The organism is Shewanella holmiensis (assembly GCF_025370255.1).
In the GTDB taxonomy this organism is placed as follows: domain Bacteria; phylum Pseudomonadota; class Gammaproteobacteria; order Enterobacterales; family Shewanellaceae; genus Shewanella; species Shewanella holmiensis.
In genome coordinates, this window is the sequence record NZ_JAMTCD010000010.1 from 102070 (window position 1) to 127540 (window position 25471).

Sequence of the window (25471 nt, forward strand, 5' to 3'; positions counted from 1 at the left end):
AACACCGCCATTTGGCGGTGTTTTTTTATGGGCGAAATTAAATTGCGGCTATGTTTAGGTTTGTGTCCTGCTTAGGGCGAAATTCTGAATCCTCGTTACCTGTTTAACATCTTTTCGTTGTTTTATGTCTCCATTGAATGGTGATTTTTTGCCAATTTTGCATTGACTGCTACTTTGTTAACCTCCATCTAGAATGAATTTGCAGTATGATCTAATGCTGTAATGTCATTGCCATACATTGCGGTTTAATTTACCTTAAAGCCCATCTCTTACTTTATGTTTTGCGTTAACCTAAGCGGCTTTAGCTAAAGTGAATTGAATCGCTGGTTTTGTTTTATAAAGGACTCTCATGCCAAGTTTGATTAGAATCGTGCTTATTAATACTCACCTTCCTGGTGTAGTTGAATTAGCGTTAAACGGCCATACCAATATTTGTGGTACCAACGCCTCAGGTAAAACCACTTTACAACGTCTTGTTCCGGTTTTTTATGGTGAATACCCAAGTCGGGTAGTGCCATCAACCCGCGACAGTTTTGAACGATGGTATTTGCCGCACGATTCAAGTTACATCATTTATGAATATCAAAAAGATGATGGGTTACTTTATCAAGCCGTATTAGCATCTGCAGGCGATGGCAAAGGGGTGAATTATCGCTTTATTGCCCGTGGCTTTGAGCTTGAGGATTACGTTAAAAATCGTAATGGCGATACTATCATCTGTCATACCATGAGAGAATTGGGTATAGAGGCTAAACGCCAGGGTGTTGCCCATACTAATTTATTAAACACCCGTGAATTTAGAGCCATTATCCAAAATGATCGCAGTCTGTTAAACACGGGGGGCAATCGAAATGAGCTACGAACTTATGCTCGTCAATTTTCTTTGTGTGACAGTGAACACTCCCTACGTCACATCGAAAAATTAGCTAAAGCGGTGCACTCCAAAGAAGGCAAGATGGAGACGGTCAAGTCAATGATCGCCGCGATTTTGGAGGAAGATGGTGTTAACCCGCCTAGCTCTCGACTTAACCCACAAAGAGTGGAGTCTTGGATCCGCGAAAGCCAACTTGTGCAAGGTTTTGAGCAAATTCGGCCAGAATTTGAAAAGCTTGAACAAGAGTTTAACCAATTATTAAGTGCTGAATTACGATTATCGAGTTTATCCCGAGGTTATCGTCATGATGAAACCTTAGAAGCCGATCGCCAAGATGCTAATCAAACATTAGCGAAAGAGTTAAACCTTAAACTCAAAATGTTAGATGAAGAGTGGAAAGATATTCGTGATGAGTTGCATGAAGAGATCTCATCAGCAAAAGGTGATTCGCAAAAGTTTGAACATGAATTAGATGTCATTGAAGAACAACATGGTGCATTTTTAGATGCCGATATCGATCAAGCAAAAGCGGATCTAGATAGTTTGCCAAGCTGGCGTCAGGACATTGAAAACCTCAATGAACGCCATAAACTACAAACTGAAAAACACCAGGATATTGAAGCGGCTTTTAATGCTAGACGCTCAAAAATTGCCGAACAATTGCACCGCGAGCTAGAAAGTTTACATAAAGAGCAAGATAACCAGCGTGAAACCCGTGATGCGCAGCGTGAGCTAGCAAATGATGACTTAGCTAAGTTAGAGACATTTTGGCGCGAGCAAAGCGATGCAGGTAAAGCTAAATTTAGCGAGCAAGAATACCAGCTAAAATTAACCGCAGCCCAATTAAAGCATCAGGTTGATAGTGTTTCATATACTGAAGATGAAAAGCTGCGTTTAGCTATTTTTGATGAGCGCATTACCCTTGCCGATGAAGAACAAGAAAGCTGCAACCAAAAGGTAGAACGTCTTACTATTGAAGAGCGTAAGCAAAGAGCTAAGCGCGATCAAGCTAATGAGTCATTGCGCATTGCTAGCATACGGGTGAATGAGCGTGAACAAGTTAAAGATGAAATACATCATATGTTGTTTCCGCAATCTCATACTTTGCTTGAGTTTTTACGAAAAGAAGCCCAAGGCTGGGAGCAATCTTTTGGTAAAGTGATCGCCCCAGAGTTATTGCATCGAACCGATTTACACCCTAGTTTAGCGAATCAAGAAAGTGATGCGCTGTTTGGGGTTCGTATTGATTTAAAGGCGATTGATGTACCTGAATATGCTCAGTCTGAACAAGACTTACGCATTCGTTTAGCTAAAGCTGAAGAGGCTCTTAAAAGTGCCCAGGAACTGCAAGCTGAGCATGAAGATCAACTCGTTGCCATGAATGATGCGTTAGATAAACTCAATCGAGAGCTTACGTTTGCGCGAACTGCGTATAAAAATAGTCGTGAAGATTTACGTCGTTTATTTGATGAAAAACGCAGTGAACAGCAACGCATTGATCAGGCAGTCACAGACCGTAAAGCCGAGTCAAGTAAGCGCTTGGTGCAGTTGGATAGTGAGCTTAAACAGCTTAAAAACCAACATTTAGAATGGCTTAGTGAGCAAAAGTCACAAGCACTTGAAGCGCGCATGGAAAAAAATGCCTACTGGCAAGAAGTGGTAGGCGCGATTGATAATCAATTAGGCCAAATTAAAGCCAATATTGAACAACGTCGCAGCAATGCTAAAACCGAACAAAAAGCTTGTGAAACCTGGTACAAAAATGAACTAAAATCCCGTGGTGTTGATGAAGATGCCATTTTAGCGCTTAAGCGAGAAATTCGAGATTTAGAAAGTAAAATCAGCACTGCCGAGCAACGCCGTAGTGATGTATTACGCTATGACGATTGGTATCAACATACTTGGTTGGTGAGAAAGCCTAAGCTGCAAACTCAATTGGCCGATGTCAAACGTGCGGCATCAGCACTTGAGCAGCAATTAAAAAATAAAACTCAAGATATTAAGCATCGCCGAACTGAGCTAGAAACTCAACGTAAAGCGTCCGATGCCGCGCAGGTTGAGGCTTCTGAAAACCTCACTAAATTGCGTGCTGTCATGCGTAAGCTCGCAGATTTAAAGCTACCAGCTAATAACGAAGAAGCCAGTGGTGGTATAGGTGAGCGTTTACGCCAGGGTGAGGATTTATTATTAAAACGGGATTACTTACTTGGTTCAGTGAAACAATACATTGAGCATTTTGATAGCGTAATTGCCAGTAAATCAGGTTCAAGTCTTGCTGAGTTTTGGGAGCGTGCGCGCGAAGAATCCAGTTTTGTAAATGACAAAGGCATTCGCCTACTTGACTACCGTAAACTAGTACCGCAGTTAGAGCAGTTATTGAACGTGATGGTGCCGCAATCGTTAATGGCCATTCGTGAACAAGGGCGTATTTTTGGCGTCGATTTAACCGCATTTTATGATGTGCTGGCAGACATCGATCGCCGCATTGCTTCACAAAGTGCTCGTATCACCCGTGAAGTAGGCGAAGAGTTATTCCTAGATGGCGTTTCTGAATCTGCGGTACGTATTCGTTCGCGGATCAGCGAATTAGAGTTCTGGCCAGAGCTTGAAGTGTTTGTTAAAGCCTTTAAAGCTTGGAAAGCGGACAACTTCAGCACACTGCCTGATGAGCATTACACCAATAGTATGCGCCGAGCGTTAGATATTATTGGTCGTGCGGCATTAACCGGAGGGATCGCCAAACTATTAGAAATTGAGTTGCGCTTAAAAGAGGGCAACAGTGATTTGATTATCCGCACAGATCGCCAGTTAAATGAATCATCAAGCCATGGTATGGCTTACTTAATTTTATGTAAGTTCTTACTGGCATTTACCCGATTATTACGCGGTAAAGCCGATGTCACCATTCATTGGCCGATTGACGAGCTAGGTACTTTGCATCACACCAACGTGAAGAAGATATTTGATGCCTGTGAAAACAACAATATCAGTGTGCTAGGGGCATTTCCTAATCCGGAATCTGAAGTGCTTAATTTGTTTGCTAACCGCTATATCATCAACAAGCAAACTAAAAAATTACAGGTTGTTAAACCTAAAGCCAATCCATTGGCCGAACGTTTAAACCAGCATAACGCTAAAACAGAGGAGTTAGCATAATGTCGAGTGAAGTTTATGATAACGATACTGTATTAGTGGGCGCAGGGGCCATTATCGAGCAATTGCTGCGTGGTGAGTTTATTTGTCGTGTCACCAATGAAGAAGGTTGGCGTGCGCTAAAAAATAACAGCACCCGTGAACGGGTTGAAACCTACTTGAACCAAATTAATCGCACTATCGCCAGTGCAGGTGAAGGCGAAGTGTTTTTCTGCGGTTATCAGCAATTGGGTGAGGCCGAACGTAAGGTTGTTTCTAGCCAATTTAAAGAAATTTGTTCTGCGCTTATTCCATTAGTGGAATGGTTAGTGTTAGTGCAAGAGGCCAGCGGTCAGGATGCGCCATTAAGTGAAGGGGCGCCTATTCGCTTAACTGAGTTACAGGCTCGTATTGAAGATACACCAGCTTTTAGCGAACAGCTAACAAAACTAAGTCATTATCGTTTATTTGGCTCAAGCAGCAGTAATGTAGATGGGCAAATTAAATTGGTGTTTAAGCGCTTAGTTGAACTGGGGTACTTAACCAAGCCTAATGCAGAGAAGCAAATTTATATTGCCACAGGTAAGCTCGATTATTTGTATGAAGTGATCCGTTTTATTGATGAAACCGAAGGGCTCAGTCTTGAGGCACAAGCAGAAACAGCCACTCAGCGGGAGTTAATATGAGTAGCAACTTGCATCAAGCGGGGGTAAAGCTACTTAAGCAATTGGGTCGACACGCTGATGTGATCATGGATGCTTATCTTGCTGGCTCGGTGAGTGAGTCAAGCCACGATCCTGCGGTGATTGAAAAGCTTAAAAAAAGTGGTTTACTGTGGCGTCCAGAACCCGATCAAGCATTACGCTTAAAGCGATCTGTGCGTGCATTGCTAGAAGAAGGCTTAAGTGATGAGCGTAATCGTCAAATTGACTCTAACGTCGGCTCGGCGCTTGCTACAATTAAAACCTTAGCCGATCACTATAAAGAAGCGCGTTATAATGTCGATTATAGCGCGGCAGAAGCATACTTAGCCGACTTAAGTGAACACGTTTACAGCTTTACCGACAGTTTACGATATTCCATTCGTGTATTGTGGGGGCGAATTAATAACGAGTTTGGTTATGTGGGTACTGTGAATGCCAAAATTCGCGAGAACGAATTAGCCCAAAGCCAGGTCACTGAATTATTAAATGGTCTGGAAATGTTCCAGTTTAGTGAACTAGGTGAAATTGCTGGCGATATACGCGAGCTGCGCCGTTTATTAATGACCAGTCTGCAAGATACCTTAAGCTACTGCACTCAAGAGCTGAGTGTGGTTCAGGGCAGGTTGTTAGAGTTACTGGGTCGCTTTAGACAAATTCAAGGCCGTACACGTTTATTAAAAGGCTGGTTACTGCACACTGATTTACATCCTGACTATCAGCCCGAAAACCATGTGGCACATAACAAAATTCCCGCATTATTTAATTATGCCGAGGCCATTTTAAAGCCTGCTCACGTTGATATCAGCAATCCTCACCATGAGTTTGAATTGCTGCAAATGGTGGCACAAATTAAAGCCATTAGCCGTGATGAACGAATTGTTGTTCCGCGTGATACTCATGTCACCTTTGAAATGAGTGAAGCCGAGGATTTTGATATTCCAGACAACCCACTAAAAGTGGCAGTGGATGAATATTTCTGCGCCATTATTGATTCTGGGTTACGCCAATCCGCACTTGAGTACTTGCAACAACAGCAACTCGATTGGGATAGTGAAAGCTGGCTTTATCAGGTTATTGGTGGTTACGAAGCGCTACCTATGGAACACAAACAATATTTTGAATTGGAACCGATAGGTAAGCCTCACCCTGTTTACACCGGCAACTTTATTGTCACTGATGTTGAACTCTGGTTGGCCTAGCTTATGGCTAAGCTGAGCAAGACACAGTTTAATGCAATACAAACCGTGGTGATTAACCGATCGCCACGGACTAAGTTCACCCTAAATTGGCAGAACATATTTGATCTATTCGCCATCGGTGAGCCTGATGGTGCAAATAAATACCTGTATTTCAGTGGTAAAGACCACGATTTACTGCGTGAAATGGCACAGCTTGATACTGGCTTTGATGTGCAGAATGTCAATTTTAATCAACCAAGAAATACATTGGCTACTCAGGGTAAAAAAGAGAAGTACGCTAATATCCGTCCTGATGCTAATTATGTTTTAGTGCACCTCCCTCAAGATTGTTACCTCCCCTTATCCGAGCAATATAGCCTAAGAATGACGGTGGAGCAGGCTGTCACTATTTGCGCAGATGCTCAGTTACAGCATCTTATTGTGGTAGAAAATCTAGACAGCTTTGATGACATCACTCAGTTTTCATTGGATGAGAGCCTCGCCAGCGTGTTTGAGCAGGCTATGGTGGTGTATCGAGGTAGCGGGGCGCATTCACCAGCAGGCTGTAAACGTTTATTGGCTGAAATTGCACGGCATGAAGTACTGCAAACTAGGATTAAAGTTGGCGCGTTTACCGACTTAGACCCCGCAGGCATTCAAATTGCCCATTTATTGCAAGGCTGTGGTTATCTCATTGCGCCAGTATTGGCTTATGATTCTATTCGATCGTTACTGAAGTTCAATGATGCAGACGACTTTGACAAGCAATGGCGCCAGCAACGCTATCTCAACAAAGCCGAGTTACATCAATGGCATAATTTAGCAAACTGCTTGCAACAATATCGTATCAGCATCAAACAGCAACATATGTTAGCTCATAAACTTCCACTAACATTAATGCCTCTTCATTCGTCTTTTTAGCTGTCGTTGTGACGTTTAATTGAACCTAAGTAAATGATTATGCTGTAGGGTCTTGATTAACACAGTCATATTATCTTGTTATATTTTTTAGCGATTAAAAATCAATGGTTTAATTACTATTTCAGTATTTTTCGTGGCTAAATGGGATGTTTTATTCGATGATGCATTGAAATCTGACTTTTGATGGCTCAGTATCTTGGCACTAAAACAACAAGCCTGAGTGAATAAAAGGCAATAACAGGATAAACAAGCAAATGATGAAGTCGTTATCAGCTCGTATTTTTGCGGGACTTTTTTTGGGGGTTATTTTAGGCAGCATTGTACAATTTGCCTTAGCCGATGTGACATTTTTCTCTGACACATTGGTTAATATTGCTAGCGGCATTGGCACTATGTTCGTCAATATGATCATGATGCTAGTGGTACCTTTGGTGTTCGTGAGTATTGTATGCGGTGTGTGTGAGCTGCAGGATTTAAAAAGTTTTGGCCGTTTAGGGGGCAAAACCTTCGGTTTTTACATTATCAATACTGTTGTGGCTATCTTAGCTGCCTTTGCCGTTGCTATGCTTATCGAACCTGGCAAAGGGGTGGATATGACTAGCAGTGATACTGCGGTGATAACGGCCACCGAATTACCCAATCTGGTTAGCCTCATAGTTAGCATTGTGCCTAATAATCCATTCTCCGCCTTCACCTCTGGCAACATGCTTCAGGTGATTTTTATGGCTTTGCTATTGGGCGGCGTGATGAAGTCTATGGGATCTGTGGTCGATGGTGCGGTGAAGGGATTTCAAACTGCCAATAAAATTATGATGCGGTTAATTTCAGTGGTCATGAGCCTTGCTCCTATTGGTGTTTTTGCGCTGATGTTTAAGCTAGCTGCCACGTTAGCACCGGAAACTTTTGTCAGTGTTGTCGAGTATTTGGTTCTGATTTTAGGGTTGCTACTACTTTGGATTTTTGTGGTTTACCCTTATTCAGTCAGTTTATTTACCCAAGTATCGGCTAAAACTTTCCGTGAAAAAACCCAAGAGCAAATTCTATTTTCACTGTCTACAGCATCATCAAATGCTACCATCCCAGTCACCATGCGTACCTTGACTGATAAGCTTGGCGTGAGCAAAGCCGTAGCGGGTTTTGGTGTACCGTTAGGGGCAACCATGAACATGGGTGGGGTGTCAATTTACATTACCATCGCTATTTTCTTCGTGGCTAACGCATTTGGTGTACCGATCAGCGGCGATCAAATTCCTGCATTATTGTTCAGTGTGTTTTTATTGTCTGTTGGCGCAGGAGGTGTGCCTGGTGGTGGTATGGTGATGATTGGTGTGTTAATTCATCAAATGGGTTTACCCGTTGAAGCGTTTGCCATTGTGGCGGCACTAGACCGCATCATCGATATGGTACTGACTTCTTGTAATGTGGTGGGCGACACCGCGGTATTAACCATTGTTGATCAAACCGAAGCGCCACATCGAATTGACAAAAGCGCCTAATGGCATGATTTTATTAATTGGCTTTTATTTTTGAATAAAAAACCGCTAATAAATAGCGGTTTTTTGTTAATTAAAGCAGACTACATCGATACAATTAATCGATAGTTGGCTCTTCACTGTAATCCAGTCCATGGTAACTTAAGCACATATCCACTTCATTACGGCTGCCTAAAATGACGGCAACCCGTTGGTGAATTTCAGTTGGTTGAATATCCATAATGGTTTCATAACCGGTAGAAGCTTTGCCGCCAGCTTGCTCGACTAAAAATGCCATAGGATTGGCTTCATACATCAAGCGTAACTTGAACGGTTTTGCGGGATTTTTGTTGTCAGTAGGGTAAGTGAAAATACCACCGCGGCATAAAACACGATGCACGTCACCCACCATAGCGGCTATCCAACGCATATTGAATGATTGCTCGCGTGGGCCAATTTTACCCAGCAGTAAATCAGCAATGTAAGTTTGCATTGCGGCTTCCCAAAAACGCTGATTTGACATGTTAATGGCAAACTCTGCGGTATCAGGCGTAATGGCTACTTTGTCATTGGTCAATAAAAACTCGCCACTGTCAGGATCTAAAGTATAAAACTGTGTTCCTTTACCTGTGGTTAATGCCATCATGGTTGATGGGCCATATAACACATAACCCGCAGCAACTTGTTGGCGGCCTGCTTGTAAAAAACTTTGTTCGTTCAATTCACCATCTGTTGCTGGTAATACTGAAAAAATCGTCCCCACAAGTGAATTGATATCAATGTTTGATGAGCCATCTAGCGGGTCAAAACACACCAAGTATTCACCTTGTTTACTCACTTCTACGACATAGTCTTCTTCTTCAGATGCTAAACCGCGAACGTTACCGTCTGCTTTTAAAGCATCTTTAAGCATATCGTTGGTGATGACATCCAGTTTCTTTTGAGTTTCACCTTGTACGTTTTCTTGCTCGGTTGCACCTAATACGCCAGCTAGTGCGCCATGACGTACCGCACCACTAATTGCTTTAGAGGTATTAGCCAAGGTTAATAGTAATGCCGTAAGCGAGCTATTTACTGCTTGTGATGTAAGGGTTTGTGCCAAAGTCTGCATGGTTATTCCTATGACAAGTTTTGAGGTTAAGGTCGTTGATTTTTAGAATAATATAATTGCGGCTGATCATACCCTACAATGGCGCTAATTTCAGCGCCTGATGCGGCATTTTCGTTTTAAGATTAATTCAGGCAAAATGTCAGGATAAATAAATTCAGGAAAATAATAATGACCCCTACTTGGAAGCAACACGCTTATGCCGCTTTTTATGCGCTGCCTTTGTTGTTCACTCCCCCTGCACTTATGGCCACACAAATGACCTCAGTAAATTCAGCATCAACTACCAATAATTCTCCCTTTAATACCACTTTACCTCTTAAGGGATTAGCGGGAGGAAATCAGCCATTAACCATTGAACGTATTCATGCTTCACCTGCATTGGCAGGCGCAAGCCCAAGAGGGTTAAGTTTATCGCCAGATGGTAAAAGGGTAACTTATCTTGCAGGCAGAGACAGCGATCAAAGTTTTTATGACTTATGGCAAATGGACATTGCTAGCGGAAAACGCAGTCGCTTAATCGATGCCGATAAATTAGTGGCAGGTGAGCTGTCGGATGAAGAAAAAGCCCGCCGCGAACGTCAGCGTATTTATGGTCAGGGCATTATGGAATACTTTTGGGCTGATGATAGTCAATCCATTTTAATTCCTGCTTCGGGTCAGTTGTATTTATTCGATGTTAACACCGCCGCTGTCAATTTACTGGATACGGGTGAAGGGTTTGTCACTGATGCTCGCTTATCGCCAAAAGCGAATTATGTGTCGTTTGTGCGCGATCAAAACCTGTTTATCTTACAGTTAGCCACCAAACAACTCACCGCGTTAACCCTAGATGGCAAAGGACCGATCAAAAATGCCATGGCAGAGTTTGTGGCTCAAGAAGAAATGGATCGCATGACGGGTTACTGGTGGTCACCAGATGAGTCACATATTGCCTTTACCCGTATTGATGAGTCGGGTGTTGAGCTGGTGACTCGCAATGAAATCTATGCCGATGGCATTAAGCTTACCGAGCAACGCTATCCTTATGCAGGTAAGCCTAACGTAGTGATTGAACTTGGCGTAGTCAATGTCGCAGATAAACAAACGCGCTGGATTGATTTAGGAAAAGATAAAGATATCTATTTACCGCGCGTTAAATGGTTACCAGACAGCCAGCATTTGTCGTTTCAATGGCAAAGCCGCGACCAGCAAGCGTTAGATTTACGCGTAGTGGATATTAATAAGCTTACTAAAATTGACACCCTGGTAACAGAACGAAGCAAGGCTTGGGTTAACTTACATAATGATTTGCACTTTTTGAAGCTGCAGCCCGCTTTGGTTTGGGCATCAGAACGTGATGGTTTTAATCACCTTTACTTGTTTGATTTAACGGGTAAATTAGTGCGCCAGTTGACACAAGGCGATTGGGTGGTCGACAGTGTTGAATACATTGATGAACAACAAGGTTGGTTATATTTTTCTGGCCGAAAAGACAGCGTGGTTGAGCGTCATTTATATCGAGTTAATTTAGCATCGGGTAGCGACAGCATTGAACGTATTAGCCAACGCTCAGGTATGCATGACAGTGTGTTCGCGGAAAACAAACCTGTTTACTTAGATTACTTCAGTAGTTTACAACAGCCACCGCAAATCAGTTTGCATGATCAAAACGGTAAAAATCTTGCTTGGGTTGACCAAAATGAAGTTAAACGCTCACACCCACTACATGATTTTGCTGGTAAGTGGCAAATGCCTGAGTTTGGTCATATTAAAGCGGATGATGGCCAAACACTGCAATACCGTTTCTTTAAGCCTACACCCTTTGATAGCAATAAAAAATATCCTGTAGTAGTGCGAGTATATGGTGGCCCCCATGCTCAATTGGTGGTGAATGCTTGGAGCGAGGCTGACTATTTTACTCAGTATTTATTGCAGCAAGGTTATGCTGTATTTCAATTGGATAATCGCGGCAGTGCTCATCGCGGCACGCAGTTTGAACATGTGATTTATAAAAACATGGGTGATGCAGAAGTGCGCGATCAAAAGGCTGGAGTAGATTATCTGCGAAGTTTGCCCTTTATTGATGGTGATAATGTGGCGATTTATGGCCACAGTTATGGTGGTTACATGGCATTGATGAGCCAATTTAAAGCCCCGGACTACTTTAAAGCCGCAATATCGGGCGCACCTGTTACCGATTGGCGTTTATATGATAGCCATTATACCGAGCGTTACATGGGCAATCCTGAAACCAATAAGCAAGGTTATGATGCTGGCAGCGTTTTACCTTATGTCAAAAACTACCAATCGGGTTTGTTGATGTACCACGGTATGGCGGATGACAATGTGTTGTTTGAAAACAGCACTCGTGTGTATAAAGCACTTCAGGATGAAGGTAAGTTGTTTCAAATGATCGATTACCCAGGGTCAAAGCATTCTATGCGAGGTGAAAAAGTACGTAATCATTTGTACAAATCGCTAGCGGCTTTTTTGGATAGTCAATTGAAGTAATGAGTCGTTGATTTGATGCTTATTGAAAGCGAATGTGGTTTAGCCCCGTTCGCTTTTTTGTTTTAAATCATTGGCTAATTTGATATTAATTTAACTCATTGCCGGCAGTAGGAATGTTCAGGATGGATGAATTGTCGCGATCACATGGATGTGAAAGAGCGATCTTAAGTACATATGCATCCAAGACAATCCATGGGGGCTCTGCGAAAACATCCCTATTTTCGAAGGTCTCAGATGCATATGTACCCTATGATTTATCTCTTCGATTTGGCTTCATTGGTAATAAAGCCTTTAGATTTTTGGCTGTGATTCATAGCAATACTTGAAAGCAAATCGAAGAGACGAAATTTCAGGTGCAGATGAGCCCGCGTATATTCAAAACATGCTGAAGTTTCACTGTGTGAAATGATTTGAGTGAGAGAAATAGATGCTGAACTAATAGTATCACAAGGATTTTTTGTTTTAGTTAAAACACAAAAAAGTGCATGTGCCACCCTACTGGAGCTTCGGCATAAGGTTACTCTTTCAAATTCGCGACATTCCATATCTCCTGAATATCTCTGTGGCAGCAAATGGATAATAATGAATTATTGAGCTTCATTTATTTACCCGATATGATAATTTCGACTATTTTGGTTAATTTTATCTGGTAGATATTTAGGGGGGGGTGGTGACTTCAGGGAAGAATACATTTTTAATCTTGGGAGCAGTGTCCAGCGCACTCGCTGCTTTAGCTCATTTAGGTTGTATCGTTTTTGGTGGTAGTTGGTATCGTTTTTTGGGTGCTGGTGAGCAAATGGCTAAGATGGCTGAAAAGGGGGATTGGTATCCAACTGCGGTGACATCTTTTATTGTGTTAGTCTTAACTATCTGGTCTTTATATGGTTTGTCTGGTGCTAAAGTGATTCCTAAGTTGCCTTTTTTAAGGTTTGGATTACTGATTATCTCTTTTGTTTATTTAATTCGCGGTGTTGCATTTGTTGTGATAATGCCGATGTTTCCCGAAAATACTCTGACATTTTGGGTTGTCAGTTCAAGTATTTGTTTAGGTATCGGTGTGTTCTATTTTGTGGGCACTATTCAAAATTGGTCAAGGTTAAAGGCCAATGCAAATGTCTAAATCAAAATCGAACGAAGAGGGCTCTAATTTTGCTAGTGATGTGTCCACTTTGTTTGCTAGTGGGTTATCTGCTTAAATAATGAGTGGTATAGAACTGCCTTATGTGTACTTTATTGATTCATTTGATATTGTACAAATATTAACAAGTGCAGGGGTGTTTTGTTTATTTTTCTATCCATTTAGCCAGTTTGTTCGTTGGCTATATTCAGACTCAAAAACAGAGATTAAGTCTAATTTATAACATTCACGCACAGAACCTTCCAGAATGTATCGTTAAGCCCATTTAACGCTAATTAGTGTAAATGCGGTGTTAATGGCTCTAGGTAAGGTAAATTAACCTAAAATATAGTTGGCTTTTTCTGATTTTAAAAGCGACTTATATCAGCAAAAGTGTCAATTACACTTTATCTAATCAAGTCGCTAATTCACGCTCAACGCCATAGTTCTGAGAATTGTATTAAACCATTCAGCCTAATTTTCTAACGAATAAGGCAGTGCCTGCACTGATAAACTAGATTGTTCATCACCAGCAATACGCAAAGTCGCATCCGCTTCAGTGTCATTGGCTAACACAGCGGTTAGCAGCACTTGATCACCTTGTTGGACACACTCAATAATATTACCCACCTTACGAAAGCCATCTTCAAGCGCAATCTCAATGGCCGAGTCAATCGTCAACGTTTGATTGGTGTTGCCAGCCAAAATATACAAGGCGCGCTTGTTACCACCGCGATACTTCATACGGGCGATAGTTTCTTGCCCCATGTAGCAACCTTTGGTAAAGCTAATGCCATTAATGGCTTGAACATTACACATTTGCGGCACATATTGACTGGAGTGTGCTGCTGGTATATTAGGGTAACCGGCTTTAATTTCTTGAGCTTGCCAAGCTGTTGCATCAAACACTGGTTGATCTTGGCAAAGTGCCTGCGCTTTATCTGCCGACAACATCACGATATAGCGATTGTTATCTTTTAGTACCACGCCGCCATCAACTTGTGTGAGCTCTGCTTCAATGTTGCCAAAATGCTGCTCAACAAACGTGCAGGCTTCATTACCTGCAATACCGATGAGTTGCCAATTAGCTGATACATCAGCTAATTCAGCTTTGCTGAAAACGGCATATTTCTTTAACTGGGGTAATCCAACCGCTAACGTGTCAGTTGGCATCATCATATAAAGGGCATCATTGATGCTAAATGTACGGAAACTAGCAATCATTTTACCCTTAGGATCACAATGGGCACCCCAGCGCCATTGATCAGCATTTAGTGAGACAATTTCTGTGGTAACTTGACCATTAATGAAACTACGAGCTTGCTCTCCGGTCACTTCAATTAATCCTAAGTGATTTAGGTTAGCTAGCATCAGTGAGGGAGTTTCTTGGGTGAGGGCCCAATCGGGTTTAATTATTGAAAGGCTCATACGATTTCCTGTGAAACAGCAACATAATGCCAGCAGTGTAGCCCAAACTCTGATCACTCAAAAGGGGATAGACATAAAAAACGGCTACCTGAGTAGCCGTTTTATGAACATTATGAGCTAAGGTTTCGATTTTAAAACAATACGCGGGTACGAATAGTCCCGTCAATTTGCTTCAGTTCGACTAATGCTTCTTCAGCTTGGTCTGAATCGACTTCCATTACCACATAACCAATCTCTGCAGTCGTTTGCAGGTATTGAGCGGCAATGTTGATCCCTTTTGCTGAAAAAGCTTGGTTAATTTTGATCAACACACCAGGACGGTTGTGGTGAATGTGCAATAAGCGTGAGGCGCCAGCATGTTGTGCTAGAGATACTTCAGGGAAGTTAACGGCAGATACCGTTGAACCATTATCTGAGTATTTAGCCAGTTTACCTGCCACTTCAATACCAATGTTTTCCTGAGCTTCTGCTGTACTGCCACCAATATGAGGTGTCAGTAACACATTGTCTAAACCACGTAATGGACTAACAAACTCATCATCATTTGATATAGGCTCAACCGGGAATACATCAATAGCGGCACCAGCAATGTGCTCAGACTTAACCGCTTCAGCAAGGGCTTCAATGTCTACCACTGTGCCGCGTGACGCATTGATGAAGAAACTGCCTTGACGCATTTGGCTAAACTCTTTAGCACCAAACATATCTTTAGTTTGTGGTGTTTCAGGTACGTGTAAGCTGACCACATCTGCCGTGGCTAAAAGCGCTTCTAAACTGTGTACTTGAGAAGCATTACCAAGCGGTAATTTATCTTCAATATCGAAGAAAATCACTCGCATACCAAGTGTTTCAGCTAAGATACCTAACTGAGTACCTATGTGACCATAACCTATCACACCCAGTGTTTTACCGCGCACTTCGACACTGCCATTGGCACTTTTTAGCCAGCCACCACGGTGACATTGAGCATTACGCTGCGGAATGCCGCGCATTAGCATGATGATTTCACCAATCACTAATTCAGCGACGCTGCGAGTGTTAGAAAACGGCGCGTTAAAAACGGGTACACCGAGTTTTTCGGCAGCGGCTAAATCCACTTGATTTGTGCCAATACAAAAACAGCCAATAGCAACCAGTTTTTCAGCTTGGTTAAGCACTTCAGCAGTTAATTGAGTACGAGAGCGTAACCCTACAAAATGTGCATCTTTGATAGATTCAAGCAATTGGCTCTCATCTAATGAGGCTTTGTGATACTCAATGTTGGTATAGCCTGCTCTTTCTAGTACATCTACCGCACTTTGGTGGACGCCCTCCAACAGCAGGATTTTTATCTTATCCTTGTCAAGCGAATGTTTCGCCATGATATGGGTACCCTCTAATGTGTAATTGCTGATTTTAGTACCTAAAGTACTTATGCTTATGATATCAGTTAGTTTACTATTGATATCAGCTCCCAAGCGACGTCAAATTACCTACTTTTGTTGCAGTAGGTGAGGTCTGTTCTACTTTGGGAAAATATGCGACTTCCAACGCATAGCCAAAGTAGCACTTTTTTTGCTCATTGTGGAGGGCTAGATGGCTAAAGTTAATATTCTATTTTTAGAACAATATCGAATAAGAGGAATTTACATTGCATAATAAAATTATATGGATAGTCATTTATGCTGCGGTATTGCTTTGGTCGGTTAGTGATCCTAAAGATATGTTCACTTGGTGGTTAGAGGCGATCCCCGCACTTCTTGCTGTGGTACTTTTGTTGGCAACGCGTAATCGATTTCAATTTACCTCACTGGCTTACTGGTTGATCCTTGCTCACTGTATCGTGTTGTTTGTTGGAGCGAGGTACACTTATGCAGAAGTCCCTTTATTTGATTGGCTTGCACAAGTGATGGGCAGCGAGCGTAATAACTATGATAAAGTCGGTCATTTTGCCCAGGGATTTGTGCCAGTAATCCTTGCAAGAGAAATCATGTTACGTAATGGTGTGTTAAAGGTAGGCGCATGGTGTCAGTTTTTGTCTGTGTGTTTTGTGCTTGCATTCTCTGCTTTTTATGAGCTTATAGAGTGGTGGGTTGCAGCCGCAACCGGTGAAGATGCAGAAGCCTTTTTAGGCACGCAAGGTTATGTATGGGATACTCAATCAGATATGTTTTTAGCATTAATTGGCGGCATTTGTGGATTACTGTTGTTAACTCGTCTGCATAATCGCCAAATGAGTCGCATAAAGTAAATCGTATGAAGGCGGTAAAAATGAATTTTCGTCAGTCAAAATGCTTATTCATACTTTTTACTGATCAAAAACACCTACTCTCTAGTTAATTTCTACTATGCTTGTTGCTTAATTTACAACGTTTACACCTTTTGCCTTAATTTTAGGCAATTGTATCTGGTGTCGTTACATTCTTTGGGTATAAAATAAATTCAGGACAATGTTTGAGTGCTAATACTTTAGCCTATTAAATATTCATGAAGTTGAAACCAACGTGTGATAAATAGTGTGCTTGAACGGAATAAAACTTTTCAGGGAGAAGAGTAATGAGCTCAACTACGTATGAGTTGGTGTTTTTACATCAATTATCAGCCCCATGCCACCTAGCAATTCTTGCTGAGTCTATTGGATTGAAGACCCGCATTGTTAAGCATGCTGGTGAATTAGAATTAGAAAAAAAATCCAATAGCTTTTATCTGGTCGCTCAAAAAGGAGCCGCGCTAGATAATAAAGGCATTCCTTTGCTTGTCTCTCGTATTGTTAACCATGTTCCTGTCGCTTTGTATCAAGTGGAGCGGGGCTCATTAGACCAAGAGTCGGCTTTGCTTTTAGGTGTGCGTGGATTATTGTATGCCGATCAACGAATGGATTTAATGTTAACGGGTTTACGTAAGATGGTATCAGATGAACTTTGGTACGACAGACCTTTAATCAGCAAGATGTTTAGACGATTGGTGCAAAAGCTCGATAATAACAACGAAATTCCTGAAGACACTGTCGCAATGCTACAAATGCTTACCAATAGAGAAAGAACTATTATTCAATTGGTTTCCAGTGGTGCGCGTAACAAAGAAATTGCCCATCGTTTATGTATCAGTGAACACACGGTTAAAGCGCATATTTCGTCTATTTTCCGTAAAACCCAATCTCGAAATAGGGTCGAATTATTACGTTGGGCGCAGACGTATCAAACTCATTTTGAGTTAGTCAATTAATCACGAATTAAACAGGTTAAAAAAGGGAGCAATAGCTCCCTTTTGGTTTATATCGTGAGTGTTATTTAGTTTTGAATAACAGTCGCACTATTGAAGTCACCGACTTGCGTCACACTAATTGTATTGTCTGCACCTGATTGTGAACCAGTTACGATGTTATCGTTGCCCGTTTGAGATACGATAAAGCTATTATTGTCACCTGTAATGGCAAATGCACCATCCATTTCACCGCCAACCCAGTTACCATCACCTGATTGCATGATATCAACGAGATTTTCGTTACCAGCAACAAGTAAATCAACCAAGTTTAAGTCACCAGACTGGGTCACATCTATTTGAGTATTTGATTCACCTATCACCGAAACTAATGCTTCATTGCTATTACCATCTTGTTCAACATCAACTTCATTATCGCTTCCTATGGTTTCAACTAATGCAAAGTTCATATCGCCTTCTTGGTCAATTTCGATATCATTATCATCGCCAAGTGAGAGTGCAAAAATTGTATTATCGTTACCATCTGATAGTAAATTAAAATCGTTGTCATTACCGTAAGTCACAAATCCGGCATAGTTAGCATTGCCTTCTTGGTCAAGATCGACATCATTATCATCGCCCATGACTTCAAATTCAGCCTTGTTAACATCACCTTCTTGCTCTATATCGATATTGTTATCATTACCTTCAACGACAGCAATCAAAGTGTCACCAACTGAATTCGATTGGCCTTCTTGGTCAATTTCAACATCATTGTCATCACCAGTAGTAAACTCTAAAACAGCAACGTTTCCATCACCTTCTTGTTCAATACTAATATCATTATCTGAACCTTCAAGTGCGTAAATAAAGCCTGTGTTCAAATTTCCAATTTGTTCAATGTCGACGGTATTGTTGTCACCAGCTATACCGCGAACACCTGCAATATTACTGCTGCCTTCTTGGTATGTCGTAACATCGTTGTTGTTACCAATATTAGGCGTAAAATCCAGGGCGATTAAACCGGCTTGGTTTCCATTACCTAATTGAGTGATGTCACCATCATTATCATTTCCTTGAACTCGGAAAACAGCAAAGTTATCGTCACCCACTTGTGAAACGGTGGCAGTGTTTGCGTCGCCAATCAGTTCAATATTGCTTTCGTTAAGACCACCGCTTTGCTCAACATCAACCATATTGACATTGCCAACAACCTCTACATCACTTTGGTTGAAGAAACCATCTTGAGTCACGATAGTCGAGTTCTCATTTCCTTCTAAAGCAACATTAGAAATATGCCAGTCAGCAGTTTGAGTCACTTCGACGTCATTTTCATCACCAGTTGATGTCACGTAAGATTCTAGCCATACACCATTTTGAGAAATGGTCGCGGTTTGATCATTACCAGTTTGGTTGGCGATTGATTGATTTAAAATCCCCGTTTGTTCTGATTTTACATCTTGGCCAACACCTTCTTGCATAATTGATATATTGCTTTCTTCACTCGCAAAAGCTGTTGAAGATAAGCCTGCTGCAATGGCTAATGCTAATAACGTTTTAGTTGCTTGCGATTTCATGTGACGCTCCCTGTTTAATATTGCGTTATTGTGATTGCAGCACCATCTGCAATCTGTTCAATTGAAAAACTTGCACTTCCTAGTTGACTTAATTGCGCTTGATTATCATTTCCTGTTTGGATTATCGACGCATTATTTTGCTCGCCTGCTTGTAACAGCTCTATTTCATTATTCACGCCATATTGCGCAATGTGTGCCTGATTGTTGTCCCCAAGCTGCAATACAGAGGCGTGATTTAGCTCTCCATCTTGCAAAATGCTTGCTTGGTTTAACATGCCGAGTTGGATGATATTAATCATGTCTCCACGATTATTATTCTCTAACAAGGCTTGCAATGTGATAGGTAAATCAGCATCAACAAGTGGATCATTTTTACCTTCCTGTGCATAGGCCGACACTGCAAAGCTGGACAGCAGGAGAGTGATGGATAACGTTTGTTTCATCGAAATCAGCATGAACACTCCTTTGCATTACGTGAAACGTAGCGGCGATGACTCACTAGAACGAGTCAAATTACTCGACCAACTTACGGGCTCTGCACACGCATATCAATTAAACGAATGGGTATTTATTTTTAAGCATAATTTAGACTTTTAAAGATGGTTTTTTAAATTTTATCTATTATTTACAACAGCTTGTTGTTTATTTTTTTGGTGGGTAGCTCTTATGGGCTAGGTCAATTCGGTTAGTAGTTAAGTCGTATTTATCTAACTCATACTTTCCAAATAACCTTGTATGTGGCAACAATCTTGGTGCAAAAATATTGCCGGATAAATCGCGTACCCTGAGTCTATAGAGACATTTGTAACGTATTTAGCTTTACCGGTTCTGGAATCAATAAGGACGATAGGAAACCAGTATATGTCGATTAAAATAACACCCGTTGCTTTAGCTATCGCATCAGCAATGGCAATGACATCTGCAGTGCCAGTGATGGCTAAGCAAGCAGTAACTTACCAGCAAGATACGATCTTGGTGGTCTATAAAGACAACGCAACAAAATTTGAGCGTTCAACAGCACAAAAGTTGGTTGGTGCAACGATTAAAGATGTTAACGCTGATGGTGTAGATGATAAATTCAGTCATTTACTCAACGGAAAATTAGCTCGGTTAAGTTTAAAAAATGGTGCTGACATTCAAAAAGCGATCAAAATGATCAGCAAGCACCCTGCGGTTAAATATGCCGAGCCTAACTATATTGTTCGGGCAATAGGGGTGCCGGATGACCCAAGTTTTGTTGACCTTTGGGGGTTACATAACACAGGTCAAAGCGGTGGTGTATCGGGAGCCGATATTGATGCTGTGGCGGCATGGGATATTTCTACAGGTGACAGTAATGTTGTAGTCGGTGTGATTGATACTGGTGTGGATTATAACCATCCAGACTTGCAAGCCAATATGTGGGTCAACCCAGGCGAAATAGCAGGAAACGGCATTGATGATGATGGTAATGGAGTTATCGATGATATTCACGGTTATAACGCAAATGCGAATAATGGTGACCCAATGGACGGTAATGGCCATGGAACACATGTGTCAGGCACTATTGGGGCTAAAGGGAATAATGGGGTCGGTGTAGTTGGTGTCAATTGGGATGTCAGTATTATTGGTTGTCAGTTCTTGGATGAAAATGGCTCAGGTTCAACCGCTGGTGCAATTGCATGTATTGACTACATGACTAACCTAAAACTAAATCATGGTATTGATGTTAAAGCGACTAATAACTCTTGGGGCGGTGGCGGTTTCAGTCAGGCATTAAAAGATGCTATCGAGAGTGCTGGAGATGCAGGTATTTTATTTGTCGCTGCCGCAGGTAACGACGCATATGATAACGACGTCACTCCAAGTTACCCAGCAAGTTATGATTCAGATGCCGTTATGGCCATTGCCAGTACCGATCGTAATGACAATATGTCAAGTTTCTCTCAGTGGGGGCCAACCAGTGTCGATATGGGGGCTCCAGGGTCGGCTATTTTATCTACCGTTCCAGGAGGTGGTTATGATACCTATTCTGGCACATCTATGGCTACGCCGCATGTAACAGGTGCTGCAGCATTAGTGTGGTCGCTTAATCCAGATCTTACTCCAATCGAAATGAAAGAGTTACTTATGGTGTCGGGTGATGCTAATGCCGCTTTAACTGGGCTTACCGTTGCTGGAACTCGATTAAATGTAGCTTCTGCACTAGATGCTGCTAACCCAGCTCCAGGATTTCGTTTCACCGTTTCCCCAGCTTCACAACAAGTTGAAGCAGGCAGTGCCGTTAGCTATGACTTTAACCTAGGCAGCATTGCAGGATGGGATGCAACAGTAGCATTAACTGTTGATGTTACTCCTAGCTTAAATGGTGTGAGTTTATCAAGTAATAGTGTTGGTGCAGGTGATGATTTTAGTGTTGATGTTAGCACTGACTCAAATGCAGCATGGGGTGATTATGTTATCACTGTCACAGGTGATGATGGTGCCTCTGTTAAAACTAAATCTGTAGCTTTAGCCGTTTATCCACAAGGGTTAACTGACTTCCCATATAGAAATGACAATGCGGTCGCGATTCCGGATAATGATTCTGCTGGTATTTCGAGCACGATTAATGTACCAGATGATATCGCTGTATTTGGTTTAACAGCAAGTGTTGACATTTCTCATACTTGGATCGGTGATTTAGTGGTCACTTTAACTTCACCAACGGGTACTGAATCAGTTTTACATAACCGTGAAGGTGGCAGTGCAGATGATATTGTTAAATCTTGGGATTTAAGTGCTTTCAATGGTGAAATGGCCATGGGTGATTGGACATTATCCGTGTCTGACAATGTTGGGGCTGATGTCGGGACATTAAACAACTGGGGATTAACAATATCAGGACTAGGCGATGCAGCTCCTGCGGCACCTATAGCTGGTTTTGATTATGTTGTTGATGGCTTGAATGTTACATTCACAGATACAAGTTCAGATGCTAATGATGATATTACCACTTACGCTTGGGACTTTGGTGATGGCTCAACTTCTGCGGATGTCAGTCCAACTTATACTTATTCTGCAGCAGGTGTTTACTCAGTTAGCTTAACAGTAACGGATGCAGAAGGTAATGAAAATGCCATTAGTACTGATGTCGAAGTGTTTGAGCATGTTATTGAAGCGGACGTGATTCGAACTATGGTGTCAAGACGTGGCAGTGCGTTAGTTGATCTAACCTGGAATGGTGCATTAGGTGAAAGTGTGGATATTTATCGTGATGGTGAGATGATTGCCACTACAGATAATGATGGACGCTACCGTGATCGCTTTAGTGTATCAGCAAGTTCAGTCACTTATAAAATCTGTCAAACATCTAGTACTTTGTGCTCAGATCCATTAGTAGCGCAGTTTTAATTCATTGATTTAATATCAGTGTTTTTCAAAGGGAGCTAAGTGCTCCCTTTTTGCTTTTCTATATCTAACGCATGTTACTAAGTTCATTTTGCAAATTAATGATGTTGATCAACCAGTATAGATTTCACCGTGATCATCGCTCGGGTCCTAGATATATGTAATCAACCTTATTATTAAAATTATTATGAGTGTCAAATTGAGTTGCAAAGAACCTTTTTGGTCATAATGCCCGTTACACTATTTTTAGCAGTTTCTTCTTACTTCATCTCACAGTACACTGGAAGCATAATTGTTAACTGGATGTATTCAATGAGTATTTGGTTTAGAGAAGTCACACTGGAAGATTGTGAGCGCTTAGACGCAGGGATGAACGGTAAAGGCACCCTTATGCGAACGCTGGGCATTAAGATCACCGAAATAGGTGATGATTATATGAAAGCAACTATGCCAGCGGATCCCAGTGTTCATAATCCATTAGGAATTGTCCATGGTGGCGCAAATGTGGCATTAGCAGAAACCGTAGCGAGTTATGCTGCTAACTTTGTTGTCGATTTCACTAAATTCTATTGTGTAGGCCAAGAGATAAACGCTAATCACTTAAAAGCTTCACGTAATGGCACTTTAACAGCAACGGCTAGACCCGTTCATATTGGCAAGCGAAGCTCGGTATGGGAAATTTTAGTGCATAACAGTGCTAATGATTTGTGTTGTATTTCACGGATGACTGCGGCGGTTGTTGAACGTTAATTTTTGCGTATTGGAATAAGCTATACTCAATCAATGAACGTTTTTTTGGAGTAACTATGGATACCGCAACAATTTGGGAATGGGTGGGATATCTTGCCTCTGTTGTAGTTGCCATTTCTTTAATGATGGCTAATATCAAAAAACTTCGCTGGTGGAATTTAGTCGGTGCAGTTTTGTTTGTTGCTTATGGCCTAGCTATTGATGCTATTCCTGTGGCATTAGTCAATTTTTTCATTGTGTTAATTGATGCTTATTATTTAGTGAAATTATATCGCGATCCAATCGTGGAACCGCCTTCAAAATAACCTCATTATTTTACCCAAACGCCGAAGCATGCTTCGGCTTTTTATTACACTTCAAATCGATTTTTACTTTAAATCATCAAATCCTGATTACTTTAGACGATTGCTATTATCGTTTTTAATCGCTTTTTATGTTTGGCTGGTTGCTCTATTATCGCTTTATACGATAACGACAGCCGAGGTAAGCAACATGGCAACCGTTTATGACTTAATTGAACAATGGTTACTTGAAAGTAATTAGGAGAGAAAATATGAACAATTCACATTATTTAACAAGCCAAAATGGCGCACCCATTGCAGATGATCAAAACTCGCTTTCTGCCGGTGAAAGAGGCCCTTTGTTACTTCAGGATTGGCATCTTATCGAAAAGCTAGCCCACTTTAATCGTGAGCGCATTCCTGAGCGTGTTGTACATGCAAAAGGTACTGGTGTATATGGTACTTTTACACTGACTAAAGATTTAAGTGAATATACGATTGCAGATCATTTTAATGGCGTAGGTAAGCAAACAGAAACATTTATCCGTTTCTCTACAGTAGGTGGGGAGATGGGATCGGCTGATGCAGAGCGAGATCCACGCGGTTTTGGCTTACGTTTTTATACTACTCGTGGTAATCACGATATTGTGGGTAATAATACCCCGACGTTTTTTTTACGCGATGGGATAAAGTTTCCAGATTTTATTCATACCCAAAAGCGTCATCCGCAAACTAATTTAAAAGATCCACAGGCCATGTGGGATTTTTGGGCACAAAACCCAGAAGCGATGCATCAAGTGACGATTTTAATGTCAGATCGTGGTATCCCTGCGAATTACCGTCAAATGCACGGTTATGGTTCACACACATTTTCACTTTGGAATGCCAAAGGCGAACGTTTTTGGGTGAAGTTTCATTTTAAATCGCAGCAAGGTGTGGTCAATTTAACCAATGAACAGGCTGATAAGTTAAAAGGAATTGATCCAGACTCTTCACAACGTGACATGGTGATTGCTATTACCGATAAAAACTTTCCTAAATGGACGGTAAACGTGCAAATTATGCCTGAAGCTGAGGCAAATACTTATCACATCAACCCGTTTGATTTAACCAAAGTGTGGCCACATGCTGATTATCCACTGATTGAAATTGGTGAGCTTGAGCTTAATCGTATGCCAAGTAACTATTTTGCAGAGGTTGAGCAGGTCGCACTAGCACCCAGTAACTTAGTGCCTGGCGTGGGAGCATCACCGGATAAAATGTTACAAGCACGGTTATTTTCTTATGCTGATGCACAGCGTTACCGTATTGGCACAAATTACAATCAGCTGCCGGTGAATTGTCCACATGCCGCTAAAGCAAACCATCACCAACGTGCAGGTGCAATGGCGGGAACTCATTGTCCTTACCAAGGTAGCCAAACGGGCGGCGATGCCAGTGCGAATTATGGTCCCAATACTGCAGCGGACTCATTACAAGAAGCGGCTCAATTTGCTGAGCCGCCACTGCGTTTAGATGGCGAAGCTGCTCGTTATAGCCGCTATAATCAAGATGATTTCAGTCAAGCGGGTAATTTATACCGCATGTTTTCAGAAGATGAAAAGCAACGTTTGGTAGCGACCATTAGTGGCTCTTTAAGCCAGGCCAGCTTAGATGTGCAACAAAAAATGCTTGCTCATTTTAGTCAGGCTGATGTTGATTATGGCCAACGTATTGCTAAAGCATTAGGACTATAACTTGGCTAGCTATCAATTTTAGCTTGAAATCAATGATTATCGTTGACCGTTAAATATTCACAAAATCACTGTCATTGAGCTTATAAACAAAGGGACTGATTAATTATCAGTCCCTTGTTGTTTGATATTGTTAAATGACATTTTGTTATTG

The 25471-nt window shown here is 41.6% G+C and carries 18 protein-coding genes; 13 read left to right on the forward strand and 5 right to left on the reverse strand.

What is annotated here, in order from left to right; all coding sequences use genetic code 11:
- Positions 1-349 precede the first annotated feature (349 nt).
- From NE535_RS09900 to NE535_RS09920, 5 genes are all read left to right on the forward strand, one after another.
- Complete coding sequence (locus tag NE535_RS09900) at positions 350-4030, forward strand: ATP-binding protein (RefSeq protein WP_261298476.1); 3681 nt, start codon at positions 350-352, stop codon at positions 4028-4030.
- Complete coding sequence (locus NE535_RS09905; protein ID WP_261298477.1) at positions 4030-4692, forward strand: condensin complex protein MksE; 663 nt, start codon at positions 4030-4032, stop codon at positions 4690-4692. Before NE535_RS09900 ends, NE535_RS09905 begins: the two co-directional genes overlap by 1 nt.
- Positions 4689-5909, forward strand: coding sequence for a phosphoenolpyruvate carboxylase (locus tag NE535_RS09910; RefSeq protein WP_261298478.1), 1221 nt, complete (start codon positions 4689-4691; stop codon positions 5907-5909). Before NE535_RS09905 ends, NE535_RS09910 begins: the two co-directional genes overlap by 4 nt.
- Before the next feature lie 3 nt (positions 5910-5912).
- Entirely contained in the window at positions 5913-6809 is an 897-nt protein-coding gene (locus tag NE535_RS09915; protein ID WP_261298479.1) for a DUF7281 domain-containing protein, read from the forward strand.
- A gap of 254 nt (positions 6810-7063) precedes the next feature.
- Positions 7064-8305: a dicarboxylate/amino acid:cation symporter gene (locus NE535_RS09920; RefSeq protein ID WP_261298480.1), complete on the forward strand. Its 1242-nt coding sequence runs from the start codon at positions 7064-7066 to the stop codon at positions 8303-8305.
- 94 nt (positions 8306-8399) lie between these two features.
- Here the strand turns inward: NE535_RS09920 and NE535_RS09925 are convergent, their stop codons facing one another.
- Positions 8400-9392, reverse strand: coding sequence for a class 1 fructose-bisphosphatase (locus NE535_RS09925; protein ID WP_261298481.1), 993 nt, complete (start codon positions 9390-9392; stop codon positions 8400-8402).
- 168 nt (positions 9393-9560) lie between these two features.
- Between NE535_RS09925 and NE535_RS09930 the strand changes: the two genes are divergently transcribed.
- Both NE535_RS09930 and NE535_RS09935 read left to right on the forward strand, forming a co-directional pair.
- Positions 9561-11882 carry a S9 family peptidase gene (locus NE535_RS09930; protein WP_261298482.1) on the forward strand — a complete coding sequence of 774 codons (2322 nt, stop codon included), beginning with the start codon at positions 9561-9563 and terminating at the stop codon, positions 11880-11882.
- A 670-nt stretch (positions 11883-12552) separates the two neighbouring features.
- Positions 12553-13002: a hypothetical protein gene (locus tag NE535_RS09935; protein WP_425347453.1), complete on the forward strand. Its 450-nt coding sequence runs from the start codon at positions 12553-12555 to the stop codon at positions 13000-13002.
- A gap of 471 nt (positions 13003-13473) precedes the next feature.
- Here NE535_RS09935 and ygfZ read toward each other — a convergent pair whose 3' ends face one another.
- Together ygfZ and serA are read right to left on the reverse strand one after the other, a co-directional pair.
- A complete protein-coding gene (ygfZ, locus tag NE535_RS09940; RefSeq protein ID WP_261298484.1) occupies positions 13474-14427 on the reverse strand; it encodes a tRNA-modifying protein YgfZ in 954 nt (317 codons plus the stop codon).
- 131 nt (positions 14428-14558) lie between these two features.
- A complete protein-coding gene (gene serA / locus NE535_RS09945) occupies positions 14559-15788 on the reverse strand; it encodes a phosphoglycerate dehydrogenase (RefSeq protein WP_261298485.1) in 1230 nt (409 codons plus the stop codon).
- A 269-nt stretch (positions 15789-16057) separates the two neighbouring features.
- Here serA and NE535_RS09950 point away from each other — a divergent pair, with 269 nt between their 5' ends.
- Both NE535_RS09950 and NE535_RS09955 read left to right on the forward strand, forming a co-directional pair.
- Positions 16058-16657: a DUF2238 domain-containing protein gene (locus NE535_RS09950; RefSeq protein ID WP_261298486.1), complete on the forward strand. Its 600-nt coding sequence runs from the start codon at positions 16058-16060 to the stop codon at positions 16655-16657.
- A gap of 305 nt (positions 16658-16962) precedes the next feature.
- Positions 16963-17631 carry a helix-turn-helix transcriptional regulator gene (locus NE535_RS09955; RefSeq protein WP_261298487.1) on the forward strand — a complete coding sequence of 223 codons (669 nt, stop codon included), beginning with the start codon at positions 16963-16965 and terminating at the stop codon, positions 17629-17631.
- A gap of 65 nt (positions 17632-17696) precedes the next feature.
- Here the strand turns inward: NE535_RS09955 and NE535_RS09960 are convergent, their stop codons facing one another.
- The gene (locus NE535_RS09960; protein WP_261298488.1) at positions 17697-19184 is read right to left on the reverse strand and encodes a curlin; all 1488 of its coding nucleotides are present in this window, start codon (positions 19182-19184) and stop codon (positions 17697-17699) included.
- A gap of 14 nt (positions 19185-19198) precedes the next feature.
- Entirely contained in the window at positions 19199-19639 is a 441-nt protein-coding gene (locus tag NE535_RS09965; protein WP_261298489.1) for a curlin, read from the reverse strand.
- A 406-nt stretch (positions 19640-20045) separates the two neighbouring features.
- On the opposite strand from NE535_RS09965, the gene NE535_RS09970 reads away from it, so the two are divergent.
- From NE535_RS09970 to katB, 4 genes are all read left to right on the forward strand, one after another.
- Positions 20046-22556 (forward strand): S8 family serine peptidase, encoded by a 2511-nt coding sequence (locus tag NE535_RS09970; RefSeq protein WP_261298490.1) that lies wholly within the window; start codon positions 20046-20048, stop codon positions 22554-22556.
- Positions 22557-22865: 309 nt separating this feature from the next.
- A complete protein-coding gene (locus NE535_RS09975; protein ID WP_261298491.1) occupies positions 22866-23303 on the forward strand; it encodes a PaaI family thioesterase in 438 nt (145 codons plus the stop codon).
- A 56-nt stretch (positions 23304-23359) separates the two neighbouring features.
- On the forward strand, positions 23360-23608 hold the full coding sequence (locus NE535_RS09980; RefSeq protein WP_261298492.1) for a YgjV family protein: 249 nt from the start codon (positions 23360-23362) through the stop codon (positions 23606-23608).
- Between the two features lie 248 nt (positions 23609-23856).
- Positions 23857-25320, forward strand: coding sequence for a catalase KatB (gene katB, locus NE535_RS09985; RefSeq protein ID WP_261298493.1), 1464 nt, complete (start codon positions 23857-23859; stop codon positions 25318-25320).
- The last annotated feature ends 151 nt before the right edge of the window (positions 25321-25471 follow it).

Bases quoted from the DNA above. Each gene is read 5' to 3' on its own strand.
- NE535_RS09965 (WP_261298489.1), bottom strand. From the start codon at position 19,639: ATGCTGATTTCGATGAAACAAACGTTATCCATCACTCTCCTGCTGTCC.
- NE535_RS09915 (WP_261298479.1), top strand. From the start codon at position 5,913: ATGGCTAAGCTGAGCAAGACACAGTTTAATGCAATACAAACCGTGGTG.
- NE535_RS09960 (WP_261298488.1), bottom strand. From the start codon at position 19,184: ATGAAATCGCAAGCAACTAAAACGTTATTAGCATTAGCCATTGCAGCA.
- NE535_RS09970 (WP_261298490.1), top strand. From the start codon at position 20,046: ATGTCGATTAAAATAACACCCGTTGCTTTAGCTATCGCATCAGCAATG.
- NE535_RS09930 (WP_261298482.1), top strand. From the start codon at position 9,561: ATGACCCCTACTTGGAAGCAACACGCTTATGCCGCTTTTTATGCGCTG.
- serA (WP_261298485.1), bottom strand. From the start codon at position 15,788: ATGGCGAAACATTCGCTTGACAAGGATAAGATAAAAATCCTGCTGTTG.
- katB (WP_261298493.1), top strand. From the start codon at position 23,857: ATGAACAATTCACATTATTTAACAAGCCAAAATGGCGCACCCATTGCA.
- NE535_RS09925 (WP_261298481.1), bottom strand. From the start codon at position 9,392: ATGCAGACTTTGGCACAAACCCTTACATCACAAGCAGTAAATAGCTCG.
- NE535_RS09975 (WP_261298491.1), top strand. From the start codon at position 22,866: ATGAGTATTTGGTTTAGAGAAGTCACACTGGAAGATTGTGAGCGCTTA.
- NE535_RS09900 (WP_261298476.1), top strand. From the start codon at position 350: ATGCCAAGTTTGATTAGAATCGTGCTTATTAATACTCACCTTCCTGGT.
- NE535_RS09980 (WP_261298492.1), top strand. From the start codon at position 23,360: ATGGATACCGCAACAATTTGGGAATGGGTGGGATATCTTGCCTCTGTT.
- NE535_RS09920 (WP_261298480.1), top strand. From the start codon at position 7,064: ATGATGAAGTCGTTATCAGCTCGTATTTTTGCGGGACTTTTTTTGGGG.
- NE535_RS09955 (WP_261298487.1), top strand. From the start codon at position 16,963: ATGAGCTCAACTACGTATGAGTTGGTGTTTTTACATCAATTATCAGCC.
- NE535_RS09910 (WP_261298478.1), top strand. From the start codon at position 4,689: ATGAGTAGCAACTTGCATCAAGCGGGGGTAAAGCTACTTAAGCAATTG.
- NE535_RS09905 (WP_261298477.1), top strand. From the start codon at position 4,030: ATGTCGAGTGAAGTTTATGATAACGATACTGTATTAGTGGGCGCAGGG.
- ygfZ (WP_261298484.1), bottom strand. From the start codon at position 14,427: ATGAGCCTTTCAATAATTAAACCCGATTGGGCCCTCACCCAAGAAACT.